This is a genomic window from Streptomyces sp. NPDC048623 (assembly GCF_040650755.1).
Classification (GTDB): Bacteria; Actinomycetota; Actinomycetes; order Streptomycetales; family Streptomycetaceae; genus Streptomyces.
In genome coordinates, this window is sequence record NZ_JBEZHV010000007.1 from 84,968 (window position 1) to 108,282 (window position 23,315).

At 72.8% G+C, this 23,315-nt stretch carries 19 protein-coding genes; 6 read left to right on the top strand and 13 right to left on the bottom strand.

Translation table 11 applies throughout. From position 1 onward, the window contains the following. Positions 1-93: 93 nt before the first annotated feature. The 5 genes from AB0C73_RS12720 to AB0C73_RS12740 form a co-directional block, all read right to left on the bottom strand. On the bottom strand, positions 94-1,635 hold the full coding sequence (locus tag AB0C73_RS12720; protein ID WP_362528190.1) for a peptide MFS transporter: 1,542 nt from the start codon (positions 1,633-1,635) through the stop codon (positions 94-96). A 387-nt stretch (positions 1,636-2,022) separates the two neighbouring features. Further along, positions 2,023-4,194 (bottom strand): multicopper oxidase family protein, encoded by a 2,172-nt coding sequence (locus tag AB0C73_RS12725; protein WP_362528192.1) that lies wholly within the window; start codon positions 4,192-4,194, stop codon positions 2,023-2,025. A 125-nt stretch (positions 4,195-4,319) separates the two neighbouring features. Then, positions 4,320-4,943 (bottom strand): hypothetical protein, encoded by a 624-nt coding sequence (locus AB0C73_RS12730; protein WP_362528195.1) that lies wholly within the window; start codon positions 4,941-4,943, stop codon positions 4,320-4,322. Between the two features lie 64 nt (positions 4,944-5,007). Further along, a complete protein-coding gene (locus AB0C73_RS12735; protein ID WP_362528197.1) occupies positions 5,008-6,693 on the bottom strand; it encodes an FAD-dependent monooxygenase in 1,686 nt (561 codons plus the stop codon). Positions 6,694-6,933: 240 nt separating this feature from the next. Further along, positions 6,934-8,673: an MFS transporter gene (locus AB0C73_RS12740; RefSeq protein ID WP_362528199.1), complete on the bottom strand. Its 1,740-nt coding sequence runs from the start codon at positions 8,671-8,673 to the stop codon at positions 6,934-6,936. A gap of 132 nt (positions 8,674-8,805) precedes the next feature. On the opposite strand from AB0C73_RS12740, the gene AB0C73_RS12745 reads away from it, so the two are divergent. Then, a complete protein-coding gene (locus AB0C73_RS12745) occupies positions 8,806-9,321 on the top strand; it encodes a MarR family winged helix-turn-helix transcriptional regulator (RefSeq protein WP_362528200.1) in 516 nt (171 codons plus the stop codon). 86 nt (positions 9,322-9,407) lie between these two features. Here AB0C73_RS12745 and AB0C73_RS12750 read toward each other — a convergent pair whose 3' ends face one another. From AB0C73_RS12750 to AB0C73_RS12760, 3 genes are read right to left on the bottom strand one after another with little or no spacing between them, the layout of a single operon-like run. Beyond that, complete coding sequence (locus AB0C73_RS12750; RefSeq protein ID WP_362528203.1) at positions 9,408-10,496, bottom strand: methyltransferase; 1,089 nt, start codon at positions 10,494-10,496, stop codon at positions 9,408-9,410. A 30-nt stretch (positions 10,497-10,526) separates the two neighbouring features. Then, positions 10,527-11,579 carry a methyltransferase gene (locus tag AB0C73_RS12755; RefSeq protein ID WP_362528206.1) on the bottom strand — a complete coding sequence of 351 codons (1,053 nt, stop codon included), beginning with the start codon at positions 11,577-11,579 and terminating at the stop codon, positions 10,527-10,529. Continuing rightward, complete coding sequence (locus AB0C73_RS12760) at positions 11,579-12,376, bottom strand: SDR family oxidoreductase (protein WP_362528208.1); 798 nt, start codon at positions 12,374-12,376, stop codon at positions 11,579-11,581. Before AB0C73_RS12760 ends, AB0C73_RS12755 begins: the two co-directional genes overlap by 1 nt. 286 nt (positions 12,377-12,662) lie before the next feature. On the opposite strand from AB0C73_RS12760, the gene AB0C73_RS12765 reads away from it, so the two are divergent. From AB0C73_RS12765 to asnB, 5 genes are all read left to right on the top strand, one after another. Further along, a complete protein-coding gene (locus tag AB0C73_RS12765) occupies positions 12,663-13,694 on the top strand; it encodes a methyltransferase (protein ID WP_362528210.1) in 1,032 nt (343 codons plus the stop codon). Positions 13,695-13,815: 121 nt separating this feature from the next. Then, entirely contained in the window at positions 13,816-15,018 is a 1,203-nt protein-coding gene (locus AB0C73_RS12770; protein WP_362528213.1) for a cytochrome P450, read from the top strand. A gap of 13 nt (positions 15,019-15,031) precedes the next feature. Continuing rightward, positions 15,032-15,307, top strand: a complete 276-nt coding sequence (locus AB0C73_RS12775; RefSeq protein ID WP_362528215.1) for a ferredoxin — start codon at positions 15,032-15,034, stop codon at positions 15,305-15,307. After that, complete coding sequence (locus AB0C73_RS12780) at positions 15,304-15,807, top strand: hypothetical protein (RefSeq protein ID WP_362528218.1); 504 nt, start codon at positions 15,304-15,306, stop codon at positions 15,805-15,807. Before AB0C73_RS12775 ends, AB0C73_RS12780 begins: the two co-directional genes overlap by 4 nt. Before the next feature lie 38 nt (positions 15,808-15,845). After that, complete coding sequence (gene asnB / locus AB0C73_RS12785; protein WP_362528220.1) at positions 15,846-17,687, top strand: asparagine synthase (glutamine-hydrolyzing); 1,842 nt, start codon at positions 15,846-15,848, stop codon at positions 17,685-17,687. 114 nt (positions 17,688-17,801) lie between these two features. Here the strand turns inward: asnB and AB0C73_RS12790 are convergent, their stop codons facing one another. The 5 genes from AB0C73_RS12790 to AB0C73_RS12810 form a co-directional block, all read right to left on the bottom strand. After that, entirely contained in the window at positions 17,802-19,028 is a 1,227-nt protein-coding gene (locus AB0C73_RS12790) for a cytochrome P450 (protein WP_362528223.1), read from the bottom strand. 115 nt (positions 19,029-19,143) lie between these two features. Further along, positions 19,144-19,989: an LLM class flavin-dependent oxidoreductase gene (locus AB0C73_RS12795; protein ID WP_362528225.1), complete on the bottom strand. Its 846-nt coding sequence runs from the start codon at positions 19,987-19,989 to the stop codon at positions 19,144-19,146. Continuing rightward, positions 19,983-21,155, bottom strand: coding sequence for a nucleotide disphospho-sugar-binding domain-containing protein (locus AB0C73_RS12800; RefSeq protein ID WP_362528226.1), 1,173 nt, complete (start codon positions 21,153-21,155; stop codon positions 19,983-19,985). Before AB0C73_RS12800 ends, AB0C73_RS12795 begins: the two co-directional genes overlap by 7 nt. 8 nt (positions 21,156-21,163) lie before the next feature. Next, positions 21,164-22,246 (bottom strand): LLM class flavin-dependent oxidoreductase, encoded by a 1,083-nt coding sequence (locus tag AB0C73_RS12805; RefSeq protein ID WP_362528229.1) that lies wholly within the window; start codon positions 22,244-22,246, stop codon positions 21,164-21,166. A 7-nt stretch (positions 22,247-22,253) separates the two neighbouring features. Next, a complete protein-coding gene (locus AB0C73_RS12810) occupies positions 22,254-23,282 on the bottom strand; it encodes a methyltransferase (RefSeq protein ID WP_362528232.1) in 1,029 nt (342 codons plus the stop codon). Positions 23,283-23,315 lie beyond the last annotated feature (33 nt).

Genomic DNA, 23,315 nt, shown 5'->3' on the forward strand with positions numbered 1-23,315 from the left:
GCGGGGGCGGCCCCCGGTCCGTCGTCGCGGACCGGGGGCCGGGACCGGCCGGGTCAGGCGCCCAGGGGGCAGGTCAGGCGCCCGGGCCGCAGGTCAGACGCCCAGACGGCGGGTCAGCGGACGCCGGAGCAGCAGCAGGATCGTGCCCGTCACCAGGGCCGCGGCGGCGAGCGGGAGGAAGAAGCCGGGGCCGGGGACCTGGTCGCCGGAGGCCTTCAGGGCGTTGGCGCCGATGCCGCCGCCGAGCGCGCCGGAGAGCCAGAACAGGCCCACCATCTGGCTCACGAAGGTCGCCGGGGCGATGGCGGTGGAGGCGCTCATGCCGACCGGGCCGAAGGAGACCTCGCCGGCGGCGAGCAGCAGGAAGGCGAGCAGCAACCAGAGCGGTGACACCTGACCGCCGTCGGCGGCGAGGGCGGCGGCGGAGGCCATCACCAGGTACGCGGCGGCCACGGCGCCCATGCCGACGGCGTACTTGGCGGCGGTCGACAGCCGGTCGCCCGCGCGGGTCCACAGCCACGCGAACACGGGCGCGAGGACCAGCACGAAGAACGGGATCGCCGACTGGAACCAGCTGGCGGGCAGGGTGCGGCCGAAGACCTCACGGTCGGTGGCGTGCTTGGCGAACAGCGAGAAGGCGGAGCCGGCCTGCAGGAACAGCGCCCAGAAGACCGCCGAGACCACGAAGAGCACGATGTACGTACGGACCCGGATCCGCTCCTCGGCCGTGAGCGCCGGGTTGCGCAGCAGCCGCCAGAAGCAGATCGCCGGGGACGCCACGGCGAGCAGGCCGACCAGGATCATGACGTGGGGCAGCCGGAAGGTGCCGAGGGCGGCATCGGTGCCGTACGCGAGGACGACGACGGCGACGCCGGTGAGCGCCACGCGCAGCACCCGGGTGCGTTCGGCGGGGGTCGCGGCGCGCTCCGGCGCACGGCCGGTCTCGCCGAAGTGCCGGATGCCGCGGGCGTACTGGAGCAGGCCCGCGCCCATGCCGAGGGCGGCGATGCCGAAGCCGAGGTGCCAGTTCACGCCCTCGCCGAGCAGGCCCACGACGATGGGCGAGATCAGAGCGCTGACCTGGACGCTCATGTAGAAGACGGCGAAGCCCGCGTCGCGCCCGGCGCGGTCCTCGCGGTCGTAGAACGCGCTGAGCAGTCCGGCCATGTTGGGCTTGAGCAGGCCGGTGCCGCAGGCGACGAGCAGCAGTCCGGGGTAGACGGAGCCGGTGACGGGGACCGCCATCGTCAGATGGCCGAGGGCGATGAGGACCCCGCCGTACAGGACGGCGCGCTGGGTGCCGAGGACGCGGTCGCCGATCCAGCCGCCCGGCAGGGAGGACAGGAAGACGGCCGCCATGTACGCACCGAACAGGATGCCGGCGTCGCCCGCGGCGAGGCCGAGGCCGCCGCGCGCGGTGTCCTCCGTCGCGTACAGGACGAGGATCGCGGTCATCCCGTAGAAGCTGAACCGCTCCCAGACGTCGGTGAGGAAGAGGGTGGTGAACCAGCGCGGCCTGCCGGCCGGTCCGGTGCGGCGGCCGGAGCGGCGGCCGGTGTCGCCCACGGCTACCGAAGCGGCGGTGGTCTCCTGTGCCCGCTCGCCGGCGGCGGGCGGTCTGATCGGGGCGGCCATGGGTTCCTCCCTGCGGACGCGGATGTCTCGGACGGGCGCCCGCAGAATCTGGCCGCGCCGGTTCGGGGACGGCTCGAGGATCGCTCGGGCCGGGCCGTACGGGACGGGGTCCGCGTACGGGACGGGGTCCGCGTACGGGACGGGGAGGGGAGCAGGTGCGCGGCGCCCGGCCGGGGGAGGGACCGGGCGCCGCGGATCGAGGGGACGGGCCGCCGCGCGGGGGGGCGCAGGTCGTACGGCTCCGGGGGGCCGGGCCGCACCCCGGCCCCCTGGGAGCCGGTCCGGGAGCCGTTTCCCTCTCGACGGCAGGAAAGCGGGCCGTCCTCGGAACTCGCTCGCGTCCTGCTGGGCCTGCTGGGCCTGTTGGGCCGGCCCCTCCCCCACGGGCTAGTCGGGGCGGTTGGCGTTCTTGCCGCCGACCGTGTACGGGGTGGTGACGTTCTCGTACGCGAGGTGCATGACCATGCCGAGCTGGGCGTGGGTGAAGTTGTGGCAGTGGTCCATCCAGATCCCCGGGTTGTCGGCCTTGAAGGCGACCTCCCACGCCTCGCCCGGGCGGACGAGGACCGTGTCCTGCCAGAGCGGGCTGCCGGTCACCGGCTTGCCGTTCTTGCTGAGCACCAGCACATGGTGGCCGTGCAGGTGCATCGGGTGGTCCTCCTGGCCGCGGTTGAGGAAGCGGACGCGGATGGTCTCGCCCTCCTTGACCATGAGCATCGGGGCGTCCGGGAAGACCCTGCCGTTGATGGTCTGGCGGAGCGCGAAACTGCCGTTGTAGAAGCCGAGCCACTCGTCGAGGGTCAGGTCGAAGGTGCGGTCGAAGGTGCTGTTCACGCCGAAGGGCTGGGCGGCCGGCCTGCCGTACGCCGTCTTGTCGAACTCCGCGCCGTCGAAGCGCGGTTCGAGGGTGCCCTTGCCGTCGGCGGAGAAGGCGATGCCCGCCTTCGGGGCGTCCTCGGCGGCGAGCCGGACCGGGGTGCCCGGCATGGTGAACTCGACGTCGAGACGGCCGGCGCCGGCGACCACCAGGCGGCGGCCGGTCAGCTCACCGGGCTCGTTGATGTCCATGCCGTCGATCGCGGTGACCTTGTACGGGACACCGGTCAGGCTGAACGTGCGTGTCTGGACGTCGCTGTTGACGAGCCGCAGGCGCATCTTCTGTCCGGGGCGCGCGGTGCGGCGGTCCAGGGTGTCGGAGGTGCCGAGGGCGAGCGTGGGGCCCTGGGCGGTGTCCCAGGAGTGGGCCTGGACGGTGACGTCCTGGTCGGCCGGGCGGGTCTGCTCGGCCGGGTCGATGACCATCGGGCCGAACAGGCCGCGCTGCACCTGCTCGGAGGAGGACTGGTGGGAGTGGTACCAGAAGGTGCCGCGCTCCTTCACGCGGAAGCGGTAGGTGTACGTGCCTCCGGGCTGCACGGCGTCCTGGGTGACGCCGGCCACGCCGTCCTCGCCGTTGGGGACGTCGAGGCCGTGCCAGTGGGTGCTGACGGGGGTGTCCTTGAGCTGGTTGACCAGGGTGATCTCGACGAGCTCGCCCTGCTTCATGCGCAGTTCGGGGCCGGGGATCTGCCCGTTGAACGTCCAGGCCTCGACCGTACGGCCGGAGGCCAGCTTGATCGTGGCCTCCTGGGCGGTGAGGGTGAACCGGCGGTCCGGTGTGCCGGTCTTCGGGCCCCTGAGCGTGTCCACGCCGACCGTCTTGGCCGCGACGCCGGTGGTGGCGTGACCGGCGGCATGGCCCGTGGTGCCGAGGGCGTTGGTGGTGCCGGAGCCGGAGCCGTGCCCGGCGTGCGCCCCCTGGGCGTCGTGGCCGCCGTGGCCGTCGTGGCCGGAGTGGTCGGCGGCGAACGTCGTCCCGCCGCCGTAGTCCATCGTGCCCTTCATCATGGAGAAGGTGTCGGGGAAGCGGCTGCGCTGGGCTTCGAGGGTGACCAGGGTGCCGAGCACGCCGAGGATCACGACCGTCGTGCCGAGCCGTACCGCGACCCGCCGGCCGCGGGAGCGCCGCGGGGCGGTCGTACGGCCGGTGAGCAGGTCCGCCCGGCGGCGGGCGCGGAAGGCCAGCCAGCAGGCGCCGGCGACCAGGATCAGCCCGTAGACGGTGTGGTTGAGCGCGGCGGAGCGGTCCGGCGGCAGGAACCTCTCGAAGAAGCCGCCCGCCGCGCCGAAGGCCGCGAGCTGCGGCGGCACGGTGATCCGCGGCGCGGCCAGGGCCGTGGGCTCCTCGGGGCCGCTGCGGCGGGCCGCCGACCACACCTTCGGAAGGCTCAGTACCAGGGTCGCGAGGACGCCGGGCAGGAGCAGCAGCAGGGTGGTGATGACGCGCCGGTCACCGACCAGGGCCCAATTGATGCCGGCCATCTGGGAGAAGGTCAGCAGCCGTCCGGCGGCGAGCAGTAAGCCGAGCAGGGTGAACAGGACGGCGATACGGGCTCCGCGGCGCAGCCGCCGCGTGTCCGGGCGGGTGGCGAGCCGCCGGACGGTGAGCGCGGCCAGCAGCCAGACCGGGAAGAGCACCAGAGAGATGATGAAATCGAAAATGGAGATCGTCAGATACATTCCTTGCTCCGATCAGCGGGGCGTGCCCGGGGGCGCTCACGGCCCCCGGGCAGGTCCCTCGACGGGTGGGGTGAAGAGGTCCGCCAGACCGGGCCGACGGTCCGTCGGATCCGGTCGACGGTTCGTCAGGCCCGGTCGACGGTCAGGGCGCTGGCGCCGCCGAGCACCTCGATGTCGTAGCGGTCCTCGGACGTGTCGTACGTCGGTCCGGCGAAGGTGGCCCCGCCGCCCGCGGCGCCCAGGTGCTGGGCGTCGAAGGTCAGCTGGGAGACCCCGCCCCGGACGGCGATCCGGGCGGCGACGTCCTGGGGACGGCGCAGGCTGACGTTGCTGACGCCACCGGCGACCCGGATGCGCACGGTGCCGCGCGGCCGGGGCAGCGAGACGGAGACATGGCTGGCGCCGCTGCCGAGGTCGAGCCGGGTGAGCACCAGGCCCGAGAGGTCCGCGGTCAGCCGCCCGGTGCCGCCGTCGACCTCGATCGCCCAGGCCACGGTGGGGTGGAGGGTGAGGCTGCCGCTGTGGCGGCGGACGGAGAACGGGTGGAGGCGGCGCGGGTAGCGGACGGTGACGACGCCGCCGGCGGTGTCGATCTCCGGCACGAGCCCCGAGAAGCTGCCCTGGTAGAGGTGGTCGCTGTCCTTGGGCTCGGCGGCGAGGGTCAGTTCGGACGCGCCGCCGACGAACTTGAGCAGTCCGGTGGTGGCCGCGCCGAGCGCGTTGCTGAAGGTCTTCTCCTGAGTGGTCATCGGTGGTTCCTTCCGTTCGTGCGGTTCACGCATCGCTTGCTGTTGGTGCTGGTTCCCTTGCTGCTCAGATGCCCGGGGCGCGGTCGAGGACCTGGGTCAGGACCTCTTCGAGCCGGGCCTGCGGCTCGTCGGCGGCGCCGGCCGAGCGCCAGGCCACGAAGCCGTCGGGGCGGACGAGCACCGCGCCGTCGGCGTCCACGCCGTAACGGGAGGCCCAGTCGCCGGTCGGGTCGGCGACGAACTCGCCGCCGATCCGGTACACGTCGAGGTCGATGCCGAGCCGCTGCGCGGCCGGTCCCGCGGCGTGCTCCCAGCCGGTGCCCTCGGGGCCGGTGAGCAGCACCGGGGCCTCGCCGAAGAGGTCGAGGGCGGACAGTTCCTTGCCGCGGCAGCGCACGGTGGTGTGCGGGGCGCGGGTGCCGGGCCGGCCGAGTACGCGCGGGTCGAGCGCGGGCGGCAGCCCGGCGCCGGCCTCGCCCGCCTCGCCCGCCTCGCCCGGCTCGCCCGGCTCCGGGAGCAGCGCCCCGGCCGGGTAGAGCTGGCCGAGGATGGCGGCCGCGTAGCTGGGCCGGCCGTCGTCGTCCTGGTCGTGCGAGCGCTCCTGGAGTTCGGCGAGCGCGTAGTCGATGGTGAAGCGGGCGACGGGGCGGCGCTCGGCCTCGTACGAGTCGAGCAGGGCCGGTCCGGCCGTGCGGTGCAGGACGGCGGCGAGCTTCCAGGCCAGGTTGTCCGCGTCCTGGATGCCGGTCGCGGCGCCGAAGGCGCCGGTGGGCGGCATGGTGTGGGCGGCGTCGCCGGCCAGGAAGACCCGGCCCTCGCGGTAGCGCTCGGCGAGCCCGGCGGAGATGTCGAAACCGAGGATCTTCTCGCCGGTCTTCTCGACCTGCACCTCAAGGCCGTCGACGGCGAGGTCCGGCACGCCGACCGCGGCGCGGATCGCCTCGATGCAGCGGGCCTCGTCGAAGTCCTCCAGGCGCTCGCCGCGCTCGGGGTGGAAGGGGGTGTAGAAGACCCAGCGGGAGCCGTCGAGCGGCATGAGCAGGGTGCCGGTGTCGGGCTGGTCGAAGTAGCCGAGGCCGAGGTCGCGGCCGCGCAGCGGTTCGGTGAGGTCGGCCTTGAAGACGACGCTGACGGTGTGGATGAGGGTGCCGGGGCCCTCGACGCCGATGCCGGCGGCCTCGCGGACGCGGCTGCGGACGCCGTCGGCGCCGATCAGGTACTGCGTCCGTACGGTCGACTCGGCGCCGGTCGCGGTGTCGCGGAGGGTCGCGGTGACGCCGTCCTCGTCCTGCTCGAAGCCGACGAGCTCGGTGGACCAGCGCAGCTCCGCGCCGAGTTCGGCGGCGCGGCGGGCGACGATGAGCTCCAGCTTGTCCTGGTCGATGGAGCACCAGGTGCAGGGGGTGACCTCGGAGGTGAGCTCGGGGGCCTCGTCCTGCATGGGCGCGGAGAACATCTCCGGTCCTGCCAGGGTCTCGGCGCGGACCATCAGCTTCTCGCTGAGTTCGGAGGTGAGGGAGCGGGCCGCGAAGATCTCCTCCTCCAGGCCGGTGGCCCGGAAGACCTCGACGGTGCGCGGGTTGATGATCCGGGCGCGCGGGTGGCCGAGGGCGCCGGGGTGGCGCTCGACGAGCAGCGGGCGGATGCCGCGGCGGGCCAGGAACAGCGCGGCCGACAGGCCGACCACGGCGCCGCCGACGATGAGGACGGGCGTCGTCTGCGTCGTCTGCTCGGTGGGAGCGGGGGTCATGGGTACCTCTCCGTTCGGGACGATCGGTCAGGTGCGGGACGGTGGGCCGTCCGGGCCCTTTCGGGACAGCGGGCCGGTAGGCCGGTGGGGGCCGGTGGGCCGTTCCGTCCGGACGGCCGCCGCGGGGTGACGGCCGTCCGGTCGGTGGGCGGTGCTCAGGCGTGACGGGCGGTACGGGCGGTGCTCAGGTCGTACGGACCCGGCTGGTCGTACGGACCCGGCTGGTCGTACGGACCCGGCTCAGGCGGTACGGGGCTCGGCGACGCCGGGTCCGGCGGGCTCGGAGCCCGGCTCCGCCGTCTCCTCCCAGGCCTCGTCGTGGTGCCTGGCCTGCTTGGGCAGGAGGAGCACCAGGAGCAGGACCAGGGCGGTCAGGCCGAGCTGGGCGTAGATGGTGTGCTGCAGGGCGGTGGAGAAGACCTCGCGGCGGGCGTCCTTGGCCGCCGCGCCGATGGCGGCGCCGGCCTGCGGGTCGGTGACCTGGGTCAGCGGCGCGCAGCTGGCGGGCTCGACGGTCGGGTCCTTGGACTTGGTGCGCTCGGTGAAGCAGGTCTGGAAGGTCTCCGTCAGCTTGGCCTGCTGGTCCGGGGAGACGTGGGTCTGGACGAGTGCGGTGCGCAGCTGACCGCCGGCGTCCTTGGCGGCGGTGTCTGCGCCGCCACCGAGGAAGCCGATGAAGATCGCGCCGATGACCGCGATGCCGAGGGCGCCGCCGACCTGCTGGAAGGCGTTGACGACACCGGATCCGGCGCCGGCGTGCTCCGGCGGGACGTCGGTCAGGATGAAGTCCAGGATCGGGGCGATGATCATGCCCATGCCCAGGCCGCCGACCAGGAGCGTCGGGAGCAGCGACCAGGAGCCGAGCTCGGCGCCGCGCAGTTCGATGGTGAGGGAGATCCCGGCGAGGCCGGCGGCGAGCAGGATCGCGCCGATGACCATGACCTTGCGGCCCAGCTTGGCGGTCAGGACGGTGGCGGAGAAGGCCGCGCCGAAGCTGACGCCGAAGGACCAGGGCACTCCGGTGAGACCGGCCCGCAGGGCGGAGAAGCCGAGTCCGTTCTGCAGGAAGAGGATGAAGATCAGGAAGTGGCCGATGGTGACCGAGAAGAACACCGTGTTGGCGACGATGCCGGCGGTGAAGGAGCGGCTGCGGAACATCGAGGGCACGATCAGGCCCGGGCGGCCCTGGTCACCGAGGCGGCGCTGGTACGCCCAGAAGATCGCGAGCACCGGCACCGAGGCGATCATGGCGACGAAGGACCACAGCGGCCAGCCGAGCTCACGGCCCTGGACGAGCGGGACGAGCAGCAGCAGGAGACCGGCGGTGAGCAGCAGGGTGCCCACGACGTCCAGCTTGATCGACTCGGAGGAGCGCGACTCGCGGATGACGGCGGAGGCCGCGAGGAACAGCAGGATGCCGACCGGCAGGTTGATCAGGAAGACCATGCGCCAGCCCTGGCCGAACAGGTCGGCGTCGATGAGCAGGGCGCCGATGATCGGGCCGCCGACGGTGGCGAGGCCGGCCACGCCGCCGAAGGCGCCGAGGGCCGCGCCGCGCTCCTTGGGCGGGAAGGCCGCGGTGATGATGGACAGCACCTGCGGCACCATGAGCGCGGCCATCGCGCCCTGGAGCACCCGGGCGGCGACCAGCGTCCCCGGGCTGCCGGCGAAGCCGCACAGCGCGGAGGCGACGGTGAAGCCCGCGACGCCGGTGAGGAACAGCTTCTTGCGGCCGTACATGTCACCGAGCCGGCCGCCGAGGATCAGCAGGACGGCGAAGGAGAGCAGGTAGCCGGCGACGACCCACTGCACGGTGGCGTATCCGGTGGTGAGGTCGGTCTGGATCGACGGGATGGCGACGTTGACGATCGTGGAGTCGAGCAGGTCCATGAACGCGGCGAAGAGCACCACGATCAGTGCGACCTTGCGCTTCGGGTCCCCCTCGACGGGCGGGGCGGCCGCCGCGGACGGGTTCGACATGGTGCACCTCTCTTTGATCTAGACTGACCAGACAATCAGCAACTCGGATGCTTACTAGGCAGGAGTCTCTTCGACTCGTTATCTTAGTTGCTGAGATAACGATGAGGCAAGGTAACCGGAAGGACGGGACGTATGTCAAGCGCGGAACGTGCGGAACGTGCACAACTGGCCACGGCCGTGGATCAGGAGCTGCGCGCTCTGGTGACCCAGTCGGTGCTCTTCCACCAGGCGGTCGCCGACCGGATGGGGCTGAGCGTCCTCGACCTGAACTGTCTCGGGGCGCTGGTGGCCCGCGGCCCGATGGCGGCCGGGCAGCTGGCCGAGGAGAACGGCGTGACCACCGGCGCCATCACCGGGGTCATCGACCGCCTGGAGGCGGCCGGCCATGTGCGTCGCGATCGGGATCCGAAGGACCGTCGGCGTGTCCTCGTCACGCCGATGCCCAACCTGGAGGCGAAGGTCTTCCCACTGTTCGAATCGCTCGGCAGCTCTCTCGCCGAGCTGTGCGAGCGGTTCACCGAGAGCGAGCTGGAGACGGTCCTCGACTTCGTCCGGTCGGCCGCGCCGATCACCCACGAGGAGGCGGTGAAGCTCCGGGCCGGCAAGAACGCCGCCAAGGGTGCCAAGCGGGCCGCCGCCTCCAAGTGAGCCTGGGGCGGGGGCGGTTGCGAGGGCGGTTGCGGGCTGCGGTGCGGGCTGGTGCGTAACGAGCGTACGCACCAGCCGCCGCCCCGTCACCCGGGTATTCGGCCGACCACCAGACGCAGCGGCGTGCCGCTCGGCACGACCCCGGCGTACTCGAAGCCGGCGCGCTCGAACATCGCCCCGTACTCCTCGGCCGTACGCTCCCAGCCGCCCATGACAAGCAGCATGTGAAGGTCCATCAGGGCGTCCCAGGGCGTCTCCGGCGGATCGGCCACCAGCTGCTCCAGGAGCACCACGCGCCCGCCCGGCCGGCCCGCCTTGAGGCAGTTGGTCAGGACCGTGTGGCAGGCGTCGTCGTCCCACATGTGCAGCACCTGGCGGATGACGTACACGTCCGCCTCCGGTACGCCCTCGAAGCAGTCGCCGGTCACCAGTTCGGTACGGGCGCCCAGCGAGCCCCCCTCGCGCAGCTCGGGCAGCGCCGCCGAGATGGCGTGCGGACGGTCGAACAGCACACCCTTGACGCCCGGATTGCCTTCGAGCAGCGACTTCAGCAGGCTGCCGTGGCCGCCGCCGACATCGCACAGGGTGTCCACGCCCGCCAGGTCCAGGGCCGCGACCACGCCCGGGTTCATGGCCCGGGACTGCGCCGCGTACCCCTTGAGGCAGGTCTCGCCGGCCGCGTTGTCGTCCTCGTGGAAGTACGTGAACAGGTCCTTGCCGTACGTCTCCTGGAAGGCGCAGCCGCCCGAGCGCACGCTGTCGGCGAGCTTGCCCCACATCTCCCAGCCCCAGTGCGAGCCGGTCAGCATGATGTCCGTCACCGAGCCCGGCGCGTCCGAGCGCATCGCCCGCGACATCTCCGTGTGCGCGTAACGGCCGGGCGCGGCCTGCCGGAAGATGCGGAAGCCCACCAGGGCCCGCATCAGGCGCTTCAGCGCGGGGACGTCCGCGCCGACGGCGGCGGCGATCTCCTCGACCGTGGCCGGCTCGTCGCCGACCGCGTCCGCCAGCTTCAGCTGGGCCGCGGCCTGCACCACGGCGCTCGCCCACATGCCCCAGCCCAGCTCCGCCACCGCCTGGGCGGGCGGCGGGCCGATCACGGGCGCGCCCTCGCAGGCGTCCACCCGCTCGTCGGCCCGGTCGTCCACCCGGTCCTCTGTCAGATCACCCGACATCCTCAACCACCTTGATTCACCAGGACCTTGTCAGGCCCGGACGGATTCGATCAGTGCGATGGGGGCCCGCTCGTGGCCGGCCAGGGGCACCCTGCGGCAGGCGTCGAAGCCCGCGTCCGCGAGCAGTCCCCGGTACTCGTCCCCGGTGCGCGCCCGGCCGCCGGTGAGCACCATGAACTCCACGTCGTTGGCGTGCACATGGGAGGAGTGCTCGGTGTACTCCCAGTCGAGCAGCACGAGCCGGCTGCCCGGCTCCGCGGCCTTGGCGACGTTCGCGAGCAGCTGCGCGGCCGCGGTGTCGTCGAGGTCGCACAGCACGTTCTTGAGCAGATAGAGGCTGCCGCCGGCCGGGACCTCGTGCCGGAAGTCCCCGGGTACGAGCTCCACCCGGCCGGCCAGGCCCTCCTTCTCGAAGGTCTCGCGGGCGTGGCCGACCGCCCACGGCAGGTCGAGCAGCACGCCGTGCGCTCCGGGGACCTCCCGGAGCAGCCGGGCGAGCACGGTGCCGGGGCTGCCGCCGACGTCCACGATCTCCCGCTCCCCCGCCAGGGACAGGCTCGCGACCAGCGCCTCGGCCGCCTCGACGGAGAGCGAGGCGCAGGTCTCGGCGTAGCTGCGGGCCTCGTCGGGGTGGGCGGCGTAGTACTCCCAGTGGTCCATGCCCCACACCGTCCGGGTGGCCGGGCAGCCGGTGCGGACCACATCGGCGACCAGCTCCCAGGGGCGGGTCATGCCGGGCGCGTTGACGGCGATGCCGAAGCCGCGCAGGGACGGCACGTCGGAGCGGAGCAGGTGCCCCGCCGGGGTGAGCTCCCAGTGCCGTACGCCTCCCTCCGCCGGATCGTCGGCCGGTGCGACCAGGCGGTGCAGCTCGCACACCCGCAGGAAGCGCTCCAGGCTCGGCCGGTGCGCGCGGATCGCCTCCGCGATCTCGTCCGTGGTGCGCCGGTCGTCGCCGAGCGCGTCGGCGATCCGCAGCTCGGCCATCCCGCGGACCACCAGACCGGCGGACCACTGGAAGGGCGCCAGTTTCCCCAGCTCGCGCAGCGGGCTGAAGACCGCTTCCCGGTCATCCGGCCTCATCAGTGCCCGCCGTCGACGTAGACCACGTTGCCGGTGATGTTGCCGTTGGCCGGCGAGGCCAGGAACAACGTGGTGTTGACGACGTCCGCGACCGTGGAGAAGTGCAGGAAGGGCATGGCCTTGTTGAGCGCGGCGCGGGCCCCCTCCGGGTCGAGGCCGGCGACCCGGGCACGTACCTCCTCGGGCAGCTTCTCCAGGAGCCCCTCCGTCACGACCGGGCCCGGCGCGACGCAGTTGGAGAGGATGCCGTGCTCGAACAGCTCGGTGCCCAGGGTGCGGCTCAGCCCGTGCAGGGCCATCTTGCTCGCCGCGTACCCCTCCGCGCCCTTCAGCCCGCGCTGCACGATGGCCGCCGACATGAACACGATCCGGCCGCCGCCGCGCGGCTTCATCGCCGGAAGCGTCGCCTGCACGGTGTGGAAGGCGCCCTCGACCTCGGCGCGCAGCGGCGGCAGCCACCGCTCGGCCGGGATGTCGTCGAAGGCGGGCGCGTGCGGGCTGGGACCGCCGGAGGCGGAGGCGTTGACCACCAGGACGTCGATGCCGCCCCAGGCGTCCCGTACCTCCGCGACCGCGGCGCGCACGGAGTCCGCGTCGGTGAGGTCGAGGCGGACCGGCAGCGCCTCGCCGCCGGCCTCCGCTATCTCGGCGGCCACGGCCTTGGCGTTCTCCACCCGGCTGAGATAGGTGAGCGCGACCTTGGCGCCCTCGTCGGCGAAGGCGCGGGCGAGCGGGCGGCCCAGGCCGCCGCTGCCGCCGGTGATCAGTACGACCTTGTCCTTCAGGCCGAGTTCCATGGCAACTCCCGTCCTTTCCGGCGGTGCGCCGGTGTCGACACGTCAGGCCCGCGCCGCGCACACGCGGGCACCGCACCCCAGCTTGGAGATCACGGCTGGAGTGTCGCTTGAGCGCCCGGGCCGCTCGCTCGAACACCGGTCGCGAGACGCGGACCACGGCGCCGCGAGCGCCGGTCCATCGGGAATCCAGTTCGGATTGAGGTCCGGTCCGGATAGTTCACCGGGCGTGCTCACCAGACCGGGCGCGGCCTCGACACCACCGGAACCACCGGAAAGGAACCGGCGCATGACCAAGACCCGTGAAGAGCAGGGATCACTGGACCTGAACGGCATCATCCAGCTCGGCATGGCGTTCGGCAGCGCGAAGATCCTGCTCACCGCGAACGAGCTCGACCTGTTCACCGTGCTGAGCGACAGCGGTCCCGCCACCGAGGAGGAGATCCGCGGCAAGCTCGGCCTGCACGAGCGCGGTGCCCGCGAGTTCCTCAACGCCCTGGTCAAGCTGGGCCTGCTGGCCCGGGAGAACGGGCGCTACGGCAACACCGAGGCGGCCGACACCCACCTGGTCAAGGGCCGGCGGACGTACGTCGGGCGCTTCCTCAGCCGCTCCGACAGCGTGCTGTACGGCGCCTGGGGCGGTTTCACCGAGTCGCTGAAGAGCGGTGAGTCCCAGATCGAGGGCCACGGCGACGACAACATGTTCAAGCACCTGTACCGCTCCGAGGAGCAGATGCGGGACTTCGTCGCCATGATGGACGCGCTCAACTGGGCCGTCGGCCCGGAGCTCGCCAAGGCCTACGACTGGAGCGAGGTCAGGACCGTCACGGACGTCGGCGGCGCCCGGGGCAACCTGGCCGCGACCCTGATCGACGCCCACCCGCACCTGAAGGCCACCGTCTTCGACCTGCCGGCCGTCGAGCCGGCGTACGAGGACCACATCGGCGGCCTCGGCCTCAAGGACAAGATCGCCTTCCACGGCGGCGACTTCTTCGCCGACCCGGTCCCGGAGGCGGATGTCGTCATCATCGGGCACGTCCTGGAGGACTGGTCGCCCGAGCGCCGCAAGCAGCTCATCAAGTCGGCGTTCGACGCGCTGAAGCCGGGCGGCACGCTGCTCGTCTACGACCCCATGCTCGACGACGAGCTCAGCCCGCTGAACAACCTGCTGACCAGCCTCACCATGCTGGTCGTCACGCACGGCGGCTCCGAGTACCGGGTCGACGACTGCCGTGCCTGGATGACGGAGGCCGGCTTCGCGGAGACCTCCGCCGAGCTGCTCGACACCAACGACATCCTCGTGATCGGCCGCAAGAAGTAAGGCCGCTTCTCCCAGCCCACGCGTCACGGGCGGCACCTCCGCGATCCCGCGGCGGAGGGGCTGCCCGCGCGTGCATCTCCATGCACCACACCGATCCGTGCACCACCCTGAAGGGATACCGATGTCGATCGACGAGGCACCGCCGGCCTTCCCCTTCCCGGCGCCGGACACGTTCGAGCCGCCGGAGGAGTTCCGCCGGCTGCGCGAGCAGGCCCCGGTGGCCCGGGTGACCCTTCCCACCGGCGACCGGGCCTGGCTCCTGACGCGTTACGCCGACGTGCGCGCCGCCCTGGTCGACCCGCGGCTCAGCCGGGCCGCCGCCGAGGCGCCGGAAGCGCCCCGGATGGGCAACACCACCCCCGGTCCGAAGACCATCCTCGGCATGGACGCCCCCGACCACTCGCGGCTGCGCCGCCTGGTGATGCAGGCGTTCACCGCCCGCCGGGTCGAGGCGCTGCGCCCCCGGATCGAGCAGCTCGCCGAGGAGCAGATCCGTCTGGTCCTGGTCGCCCCGCGGCCGGTCGACCTGATGTCCTGCTACGCGCTCAGCCTGCCCATCAAGGTGATCTTCGAGCTGCTCGGCGTGCCGTACGAGCACGTGGACCGGCTGCACGCCTGGAGCGAGGTCATCTTCAGCCTCGGCGGCCACAGCGTCGAGGAGGTCAAGGAGGCCCGCGGCGAGATCATCGGCTATCTGCGCGGGCTGATCGAGCAGCGCCGCGAGGAGCCGGCCGACGACCTCCTGAGTGTGCTCGTGCACGCCCGGGACGAGGGACAGCAGCTGTCCGAGGACGAGCTGCTCGACTTCGCGATGATCCTGATGACGGTCGGACACCAGTCCACCGCCAACTCGCTCGGCACCGCGCTCTTCACCCTCCTGCACCACCCCGACCAGCTGGAACTGCTGCGCAACAAGCCTGAGTTGATCCCGGGCGCGGTCGAGGAGCTGCTGCGGTTCAACCCGTTCGTCTTCACCGGCACCCAGCTGCGGGTCGCCACCGAGGACCTGACCATCGGCGAGACCGCGATCAGGAAGGGCGAGGCGGTGATCGCCGCGCTCGGCTCCGCCAACCACGACGCCGAGGTCTTCGCGGAGCCGGAGCGCTTCGACGTCGAGCGCACCCCGAACGTGCATCTCTCCTTCGGCTACGGCATCCACCACTGCCTGGGCGCCCAGCTGGCCCGTCTGGAGATGCAGATCGCGCTGCGCACGCTGATCGAGCGGGTGCCGGACACGCTGAGGCTGGCGGTGCCGGCCGACTGGCTGACCTGGAAGACCGGGCTCACCGCCCGCGCGCTCGTCAATCTGCCGGTGACCTGGTGACGTGGGGGCGGCGATGAGCGAGCAGTGGCGGATCACCGTGCAGAAGACCTGCCGCCGCAGCGGGATCTGCGCCGCGGCGGCGCCCCGGTACTTCTCCGTGGGCGAGGACCACCGCACCCGGCCGGCGGCCGGTCCGGTGGACCCCGACCCGGAGCTGATCGACGTCGTGGAGGCCTGCCCGGCCGAGGCGATCACCCTGACCGACCTGGCGACCGGCCGGCCGGTCGCCGCCGCCCCGGAGGCGGCCGTACGACGAGAGCAACGAGAACCGAGAGAGGTAAGACCATGAATCCCCAGCGCAGCACCCGCCGTTCCCTGCTGAGAAGAGCCGGCTTCCTCGGCTCGGCGCTCGCCGTCGGCGCCGCCGCCCCGGCCGCCGCCGCGGCGCACGACGAGGCCCGAGACCGGCACCGGAAGGACCGGCGGCCCTCGCCGGTCGGCAGCTGGTCGGTGGTCGTCACCATCGAGGGCGTGCCCGACGTCGAGCACGCGCACTACTCGTTCGGCGCCGACGGGCAGCTGATCCTGCAGACCCACCGGCACACCCACACCGGCATCGGCACCTGGGAGTGGGCCGACGACGACAGCTTCGTGTACGTGACCCGGGGCCTGCGGCCGGATGCCGACGGCGGGCTGCTGAGCGAACTGCGGATCCGGCACACGGGGCGGTTCGGCGCGGACGGCACCTTCACCTCGACCGGCACGGGGCAGGCCCTCGACGCCGGCGGCACGGTCCTGATGGAAGTCCAGTCCACGGCGGTCGGCACCCGGTTCGGTGTCGACGGCTGACCGGCCACGGCCGGGACGAAGCGAAGGAGAGTGCTGGCATGTGTGGCATCGCCGGCTGGGTGGACTTCACAGCCGATCTGCGTCAGGAGGCCGCCGTCGTCCGGGAGATGACGGCGACCATGACCCTGCGCGGCCCCGACGCCGGCGACGTGTGGATCGCTCCGCACGCCGCACTGGGCCACCGCAGGCTCGCCATCATCGACCTGGAGGGCGGGGCGCAGCCCATGGTCGCCGAGGAGGGCGGCCGGGTGCAGGCCGCCCTCACGTACGCGGGCGAGGTGTACAACTTCCGCGAGCTGCGCGAGGAGCTCGTCCTCAAGGGGCACCGCTTCCGCACCCGCAGTGACACCGAGGTGGTCCTGCGCTCCTATCTGGAGTGGGGCGAGTCCTTCGTCGACCGGCTCAACGGCATGTTCGCCTTCGCGATCTGGGACGCGCGCAGCGAGGAGCTGCTCCTGGTGCGCGACCGCGTCGGCATCAAGCCGCTGTACTACCAGCTGCTTCCGGGCGGCGGGGTGCTCTTCGGCTCCGAGCCGAAGGCGATCCTGGCGCATCCGCGGGCGAGCCGCACCGTCGACGCCGACGGGCTGCGCGAGCTGTTCGGCGGGGTGAAGGCGCCGGGTGCCGGGGTGATCTCCGGGATGCCGGAGCTGGCCCCGGGGCATGTGCTGCGGGTCTCCCGCGACGGGCACCGGCTGCGCCGTTACTGGCGGTTGGAGGCGCACGAGCACACCGACGACCTGCCCACCACCATCCGTACGGTGCGTGAGCTGCTCGAAGACATCGTCACCCGGCAGATCGTCTCGGACGTGCCGCTCTGCACGATGCTGTCGGGCGGTCTCGACTCCTCCACCCTGACCGCGCTCGCGGCGCTCGCCAAGCAGCAGGACGGCAGCGGCAAGGTCCGCTCCTTCGACGTGGACTTCGTCGGCTACCTCGACAACTTCGAGCCCGACCTGACCCATCCGACGGCGGACTCGCCGTACGTCCGGCAGGTCGTCGACCATGTCGGCGCCGACCACCGGCACATCCTGCTCGGCAACGCGGAGATGATCGACGCCCCGACCCGCCGGGCGGTGGTCCACGCGCTCGACTGGCCGGTGCTCATCGCGGGCCCCGGCTCCATGGACATCTCGCTGTATCTCCTCTTCCGGGCGATCCGCGGGCAGTCCACGGTGGCGCTGACCGGCGAGTCGGCGGACGAGCTGTTCGGCGGCTACCCGTGGTTCCACCACCCCGAGTACGGGCAGCCGGGCACCCTGCCGTGGAGCCTGGCGCACAACCTCGGCATGCCGGCCCTGTTCGGCCCGGTCACCACCCGGGTCGACGTGCGCGGCTACCAGGCGGAGCAGTACCGGCAGGCCGCGGCCGCGGTGCCGCGGATGCCCGGGGAGAGCGGCCGGGCGCGGCAGTTCCGGGAGTCGACGTACTTCTTCCTGACCCGCTTCATGCGCACCCTGCTCGACCGCAAGGACCGGCTGAGCATGGCCGTGGGCCTTGAGGTGCGGGTGCCGTTCTGCGACCACCGGCTGCAGGACTACGTGTTCAACGCGCCGTTCGAGTTCAAGACCTTCGACGGGCAGTGGAAGAGCCTGCTGCGGGCGGCGGCGAAGGACCTGCTGCCGGAGGCGGTGCTCAACCGGCCCAAGACGGGCTATCCGATCTCCAACGACGCCGCCTACGACCGCTACGTCCAGGAGCGGTTCGCCAAGCTGGTGGCCGGCGGGGACTCGGCGGTGCTTCCGCTGCTCAACCCGACGATCGTCGAGGACGTGCGCCGGGACGCGACGGCCGCGGCCGGGCTCACCCGGATCGAGATCGACATGGCCCTGCACCTCGACGAGTGGATCTCGGCCTACGGGCTCGACCTCGCGGTCTGAGCGCCCGTACGACACGAGGAAGCTCCCCCGTCCGGGCCGGGACGGGGGAGCTTCTTCGTGTCGTACGGGTTCGCGTCGTACGGGTTCGTGTCGTACGGGCCCTTCCGGGCCGTGTCACCAGGCGACCGGGAGCTCCGCCGGCCGGCGGAAGGCCATCCCGGCCACCCAGCGCAGCTCCCCGGTCGGCACCGCGAGGCGCAGTCCGGGGAAGCGGTCGAGCAGGCCCTCCAGGGACAGTTGCAGCTCCATCCGGCCGAGCTGGGCGCCCAGGCAGTGGTGCAGACCGTGCCCGAAGGTGAGGTGCGGGTTGTTCTGCCGCGCCAGGTCGACCCGCTCGGGGCTCTCGAAGACCTCCTCGTCCCGGTTGGCCGAGGTGATCGCCGGAAGGACCGCGTCGCCCTTGGGGATCACGACCCCGCCGAGCTCGATGTCCTCCTTGGCGATCCGCATCGCGCCGGCGCCGCCGCCCGCCACCGAGAAGCGGAGCAGCTCCTCGACGGCGCCCGGCACCAGCGAGCGGTCGGCGACCAGGCGGGCCCACAGCTCCGGGTCGCGCAGCAGGGTGATCAGCGCGCCGACCAGTTCGCCGGTGGTGGCGTGGTAGCCGGCGACGAGCAGGGTGTGGCCGAAGGCGAGCAGCTCCTCCTCGGACAGCCGGTCGCCGTCCTCCTCGCGGGCCTCGATGAGATGGGTGAGCAGATCGTCGGCGGGCTCCTTCGCCTTGGCCGCGATCAGCTCGCCGAGGTAGCCGTTGAGGCCGCGCCGGGCCTCCATCACGGCGTCCGGCGAGTGCGCCGAGATCGACAGCATCACGTCCGACCAGACCCGGAACCGGTCCTGGTCGGCGAGCGGCACCCCGAGCAGCTCGCAGATGACGGTGATCGGCAGCGGCTGCGCCAGGTGCGCGATCAGATCGGCGGGCGCGCCGCCGGCGGCCATGGTGTCGAGCAGCCGGCCGGTGATCTCCTGGACGTGCGGGCGCATCCGCTCGATGTGCCGGGCGGTGAAGGCACGGGCGACCAGCTTGCGCAGGCGGGTGTGCTCGGGCGGGTCCATGGTGAACAGCGACTTGGAGCCCTTGGCGACCGGCAGCAGCCGGGGCGCGTCGGGCTCGGTCAGCGCCGCCTTGCTGAACCGCGGGTCGGCGAGGACCTGCCGTACCAGCTCGTAACGGGTCACCAGCCAGGCACGGTGCCCGGTCGGCAGCGTCACCGGCGCGACGGGCTCGGTGCCGCGCAGCTCGGCGTAGGCGGGGGCGGGCTCCAGCGGGTCGGGCACGGGCAGCGGGAACGTCAGCCCGGGGCTCGCGGCAGGGCTCGCGGCGGAACTCTCGGCGGTCATGGCTCCTCCTTGTGAACGGTGAGCGTGGTCAGCACGACCGGACGCCGCTCCGCGAGCGGAACGGCGTCCGGTGGGGCGGCGCGCCCGGGACTTTCCGGACAGGTCCGGACAGGCCCTAGAGCACGGCGTCGGCGAGGCGGTCGAGCTGGTCGGGTCCCGCGTCGCAGGGCATCAGGACGATCTCGTCACAGCCCGCGTCCTGATAGGCCGTCACCGCCGCCCGCAGCCGGGACGGTTCGGTGAGCGCCATCGTCACGATCGACTCGGCGCGGCCCGAGAAGGCGTAGTAGTCCATCAGATAGCGCTGGGCCAGCCAGTCCGCGCGCGGGCCGAGCGAGAAGTAGAGCAGGGTCATCAGATGGGGCCGGCCGGTGCGGCCGTGCCGCCGCCAGGCCGCCTCGACCTGGTCGGCGTTGGCCCGGTAGCCGCTGGGCGAGCTGCCGCCGGCGATCCAGCCCCGGCCGTACTCCGCCGTCCTGCGGAAGGCGGCGGCGGAGGTGCCGCCGAGGACCAGCGGCAGCTCCCCCTGCGGGGCGGGACCGACGCCGCTCGGCGCTCCCCCGCTCCAGGTCTCCTTCAGCTCGGCGAGCATGGTGTCGAGCAGCTTGCCGCGCGCGGCCGGGTCGACTCCCGAGACGGTGAAGTCGTCGTCGCGGTTGCCCGCGGCGAGCCCCAGGGTGAGGCGCCCGCCGCTGATCCGGTCGAGGGAGGCGGCCTGCTTGGCGAGCAGCGGGGTGTTGTTGCGGTACGGGGCGGTGAGCACCGTGGTGGCGAGGCCGATCCGGCGGGTGACGGCGGCGGCCGCGGTGAGCGCGACCAGCGGGTCGTAGTTGTCGTACACCAGCCGGTCGAGCACGCCGAGGGTGGAGAAGCCGTGCTGCTCGGCCCGCTGGGCCCAGTCGGTGATCCGCTCCCCCGCGGTGCCGGGGACGGTGGCGGGCAGTCCGACGCCGATCAGCACGGCCGGCCTCCTTCGGCGAACGCGGCGAGTTGCTCGGCGACCCGGGCCGGGCTCGGGCGGCGGGCGTTGTCGTCCCGGATCTCCTCGGCCGCCTTCCGGTACGAGGGCTGATCGAGGAGTTCCAGGACGGCGGCCCGCAGCCCCTCCGGGCCGGCCTCGTCCCGGGTGAGGGAGAGCCCGGCGCCGGTGGCGGTGAACCGCTGCGCGTTGAAGCCGTGGTCGATCAGCTGCGGCACGACCAGTTGCGGCAGACCGGCGGCGAGGCCGGTCAGGATGGTGCCGGCACCGCCGTGGGCGACGACCAGGTCGCAGTGCGGCAGGACGCAGTGCAGCGGGACCGACTCCAGGACCTTGGCCCGGGCGGGCAGTTCGCCGAGCAGCGGGCGCTGCTCGGCGGCGACCGCCACCAGGATCCCGACGTCGAGCGCGTCGAGGGCGGCGACGACCTCGCCCGCGAGCATCATCGAGGGGTCGAGCCGGCCGACCGTGGTGCCCCAGGTGACGCAGACCCGGGGCCGCCGGCGTTCCGCGGGCGGCAGCGGCAGGGGTGTCCGGCCGGCGCCGTTGTACGGGACATAGCGCATCGGCAGCCGGTCGAGCGGGCCCGGCCGGGACTCCTCCGGCACCTGCATGGCGGGCGGGCAGAGGTCCACGGTGAGCCCCCCGGGCGCGGATGCCGGGCCGCAGAGGCCGAAGCGCGCGTACAGCGGGGCGAGCGCGTGCTCCTCGGCCTCCTGGGTGGCCTGCCGGTGCATCAGGTCGGCGCCCCAGGGCAGCCGTACCGCACGGGCGCCGCAGGCCGCGGCGGCGAGCGGCCCGGCGTACGCGGTGGGCTCGTGCACCACCAGGTCGGGTCGCCAGGCCCGGGCGAAGGTCACCAGGTCGTCCGCCATGGCCTCGGCGAGCTCGGCGAACAGCGTCACCGCGCGCGGCCCGCGGCCCGCCGGGCCGGGGTTCCGGCCCGGAATGTAGTCGCGGATCCGGGCCACCGCGTCGAGGTCCCGGCCGACCTGCGCGTACGGCAGTCCGGCGGCGGTGACCTGCGCCGCGATGCCGGGCGGGGCGGCCACCCGTACCTCGTGGCCGGCCGCCCGGAGGGCCCAGGCGAGCGGCACCATGGGATAGAAGTGGGTCGGCCAGGCCCAGCTGACGAACAGCACGCGCATCGGACGCCTCACCCCTCCCGTACCGGCGAACCGGCGGTCGGACCGGCGGTCGGACCGGCCGGGACGGCGTCCGGCAGGCCCGCCTCGCGGTGCGCCCGGGCCACCGTCTCCATGACCGCGATCCGCGCCTCCGTCGTGTCCGCGTACGGCGAGATGCCGAGCGTGGTGACCCCGGCGGCCGCGTACTCGGTGAGCTTGCGGGCGATCCGGGCGGGTGTGCCGAGGAGCGAGGTGGAGTCGATGAACTCCAGCGGCACGGCCCGCGCCGCGCCCGCCGCGTCACCGGACACGAACCGGTCCTGCACCTCCTCCGCCGCCTTCCCGTACCCGAGCTGGGTGGCGAGCCTGAAGTAGAAGTTGCTCTCCCGGTCGCCGAGGCTCATGAACCGGGCGACGTACGGCCGGATCGGCGCGGCGGCGGCCTCGACGTCGTCGCCGACCGCCGCCGGGGCGGACAGGAAGGCGTCGAAGCCGTCCAGGCCCTTGCCCGCCCGGCGGCGGCCGGTGCCGATCGCGTCGAGCGCCCGCTTGGCGTGGTCGGGTGTGCAGAACACGCCCACCCAGCCGTCGGCGATCTCCCCGGTCAGCTCCAGGCTGCGGATGCCGACCGCGGCCAGATAGACCGGCAGGTCCGCGCGGACCGGACCCGGGTGCCGGAAGGGCCCGGCCTCGCTGCCCGGCAGCGGCAGGGCGAAGTGCCGTCCCTCGTACGTCACCGGCTCCTGCGCCAGGGTGCGGCGCACGATCTCCACGTACTCCCGGGTCCTGGCGAGCGGCCGGGCGAACGGGGTGCCGTGCCAGCCCTCGGTGACATGGCTGTTGGAGATGCCGAGGCCGAGCCGGAACCGGCCGCCGGACAGGCCGTCGAGGGTCGCCGCCGCGAGCGCCATGGCGACCGGGGTCCGCGCCGGGATCTGGATGACCGTGGACAGCAGGCCGATCCGGCTGGTCCGCGCGGCCACCCAGCCGAGCACCGAGATCGCGTCGGAGCGGAAGCCTTCGGGGGCCGCGGCGACGTCGAAGCCGAGCCGCTCGGCCTCCTGCGCGGTGCGGGCGCAGTCCTCGGGAACGAGGTTGATCCCCAGTCGCATGGCGGGGTCACCCTTCCTTGTGGCCGATGACCAGCGAGTCGGTGTTGCTGAGCACCTTCGCCTCGGTGCGGGCGAAGCCCACCTCGGTCATCCAGCCGCGGCACTCCTCGACGGAGTACTCGGAGCCGCCGTGGGTGACGAGCAGCATGTCGAGGCTGATCAGCAGGTTGACCAGGTCGGCCGGCCGCTCGTCGACCATCCGGTCGTACACGAGCAGCGCGCCGCCCGGCTCGACCGCCTCGTAGGCCTTGCGGATCAGACCGAGGCGCTGCTCGGCGGACCAGTTGTGGAGGACATGGCCCATGACGAGGACCTGGCCGGAGGGCATCGGGTCGGCGAAGAAGTCGCCGCCGGTGAAGGAGATCCGGTCCTGGGTGCCCAGCTTCTTCATGTGGTCGTCGAAGGCGGGCGCGACGTGCGGCAGGTCGAAGACCCGGGCGGTGAGGTGCGGGTGCTCGGCGATGAGCAGCGCGGACAGGTTGCCGCGGGCGCCGCCGACGTCCACGAAGTCGGTGCGGCCCGCCCAGTCGAAGGCCGCGGCCAGCTTGGGCGCGACCTGGCTGTTGAGGGAGTCCATCATGGTGAGGAACTGGTCGAGGTGCTCACGGCTGTCGGCCATCTGCGCCACGATGTCGCCGTCCTTGCCCTTGACCTGGGGCTCGCCGGTGCGCAGGGCGTCGGTGAGCTGGGTCCAGGCCGGGTAGAGCATGTTGTTGGCCCGCTCCAGGAAGCCGCCGGCGTAGGAGTTCTTGCCGCGGTCGAGGAAGCGGTCGGCGGCCGGGCTGTTGCGGTAGAGCTCGCCGTCCGCCTCCAGTACGCCGAGCGTGACGAGCGCCGTGACGAAGTCGCGGGCGCCGCGCGGGTGCAGACCGACGGCGTCGGACAGCTCCGGGAGCGTGCGGGGCTTCGCGGCGAGCGTCGAGAAGAGGTCCAGCTCCAACGCGCTGAGCAGGATCTTGGCGTCGCAGAAGGCGGTACCGAGCCGGATGAGACCCTCGGGGCTGGACGCATCCGAAAGGGAAGTGTGAGTCGTCACCGACGAAGTCCTTTCTTCTGATGACGGGACGCG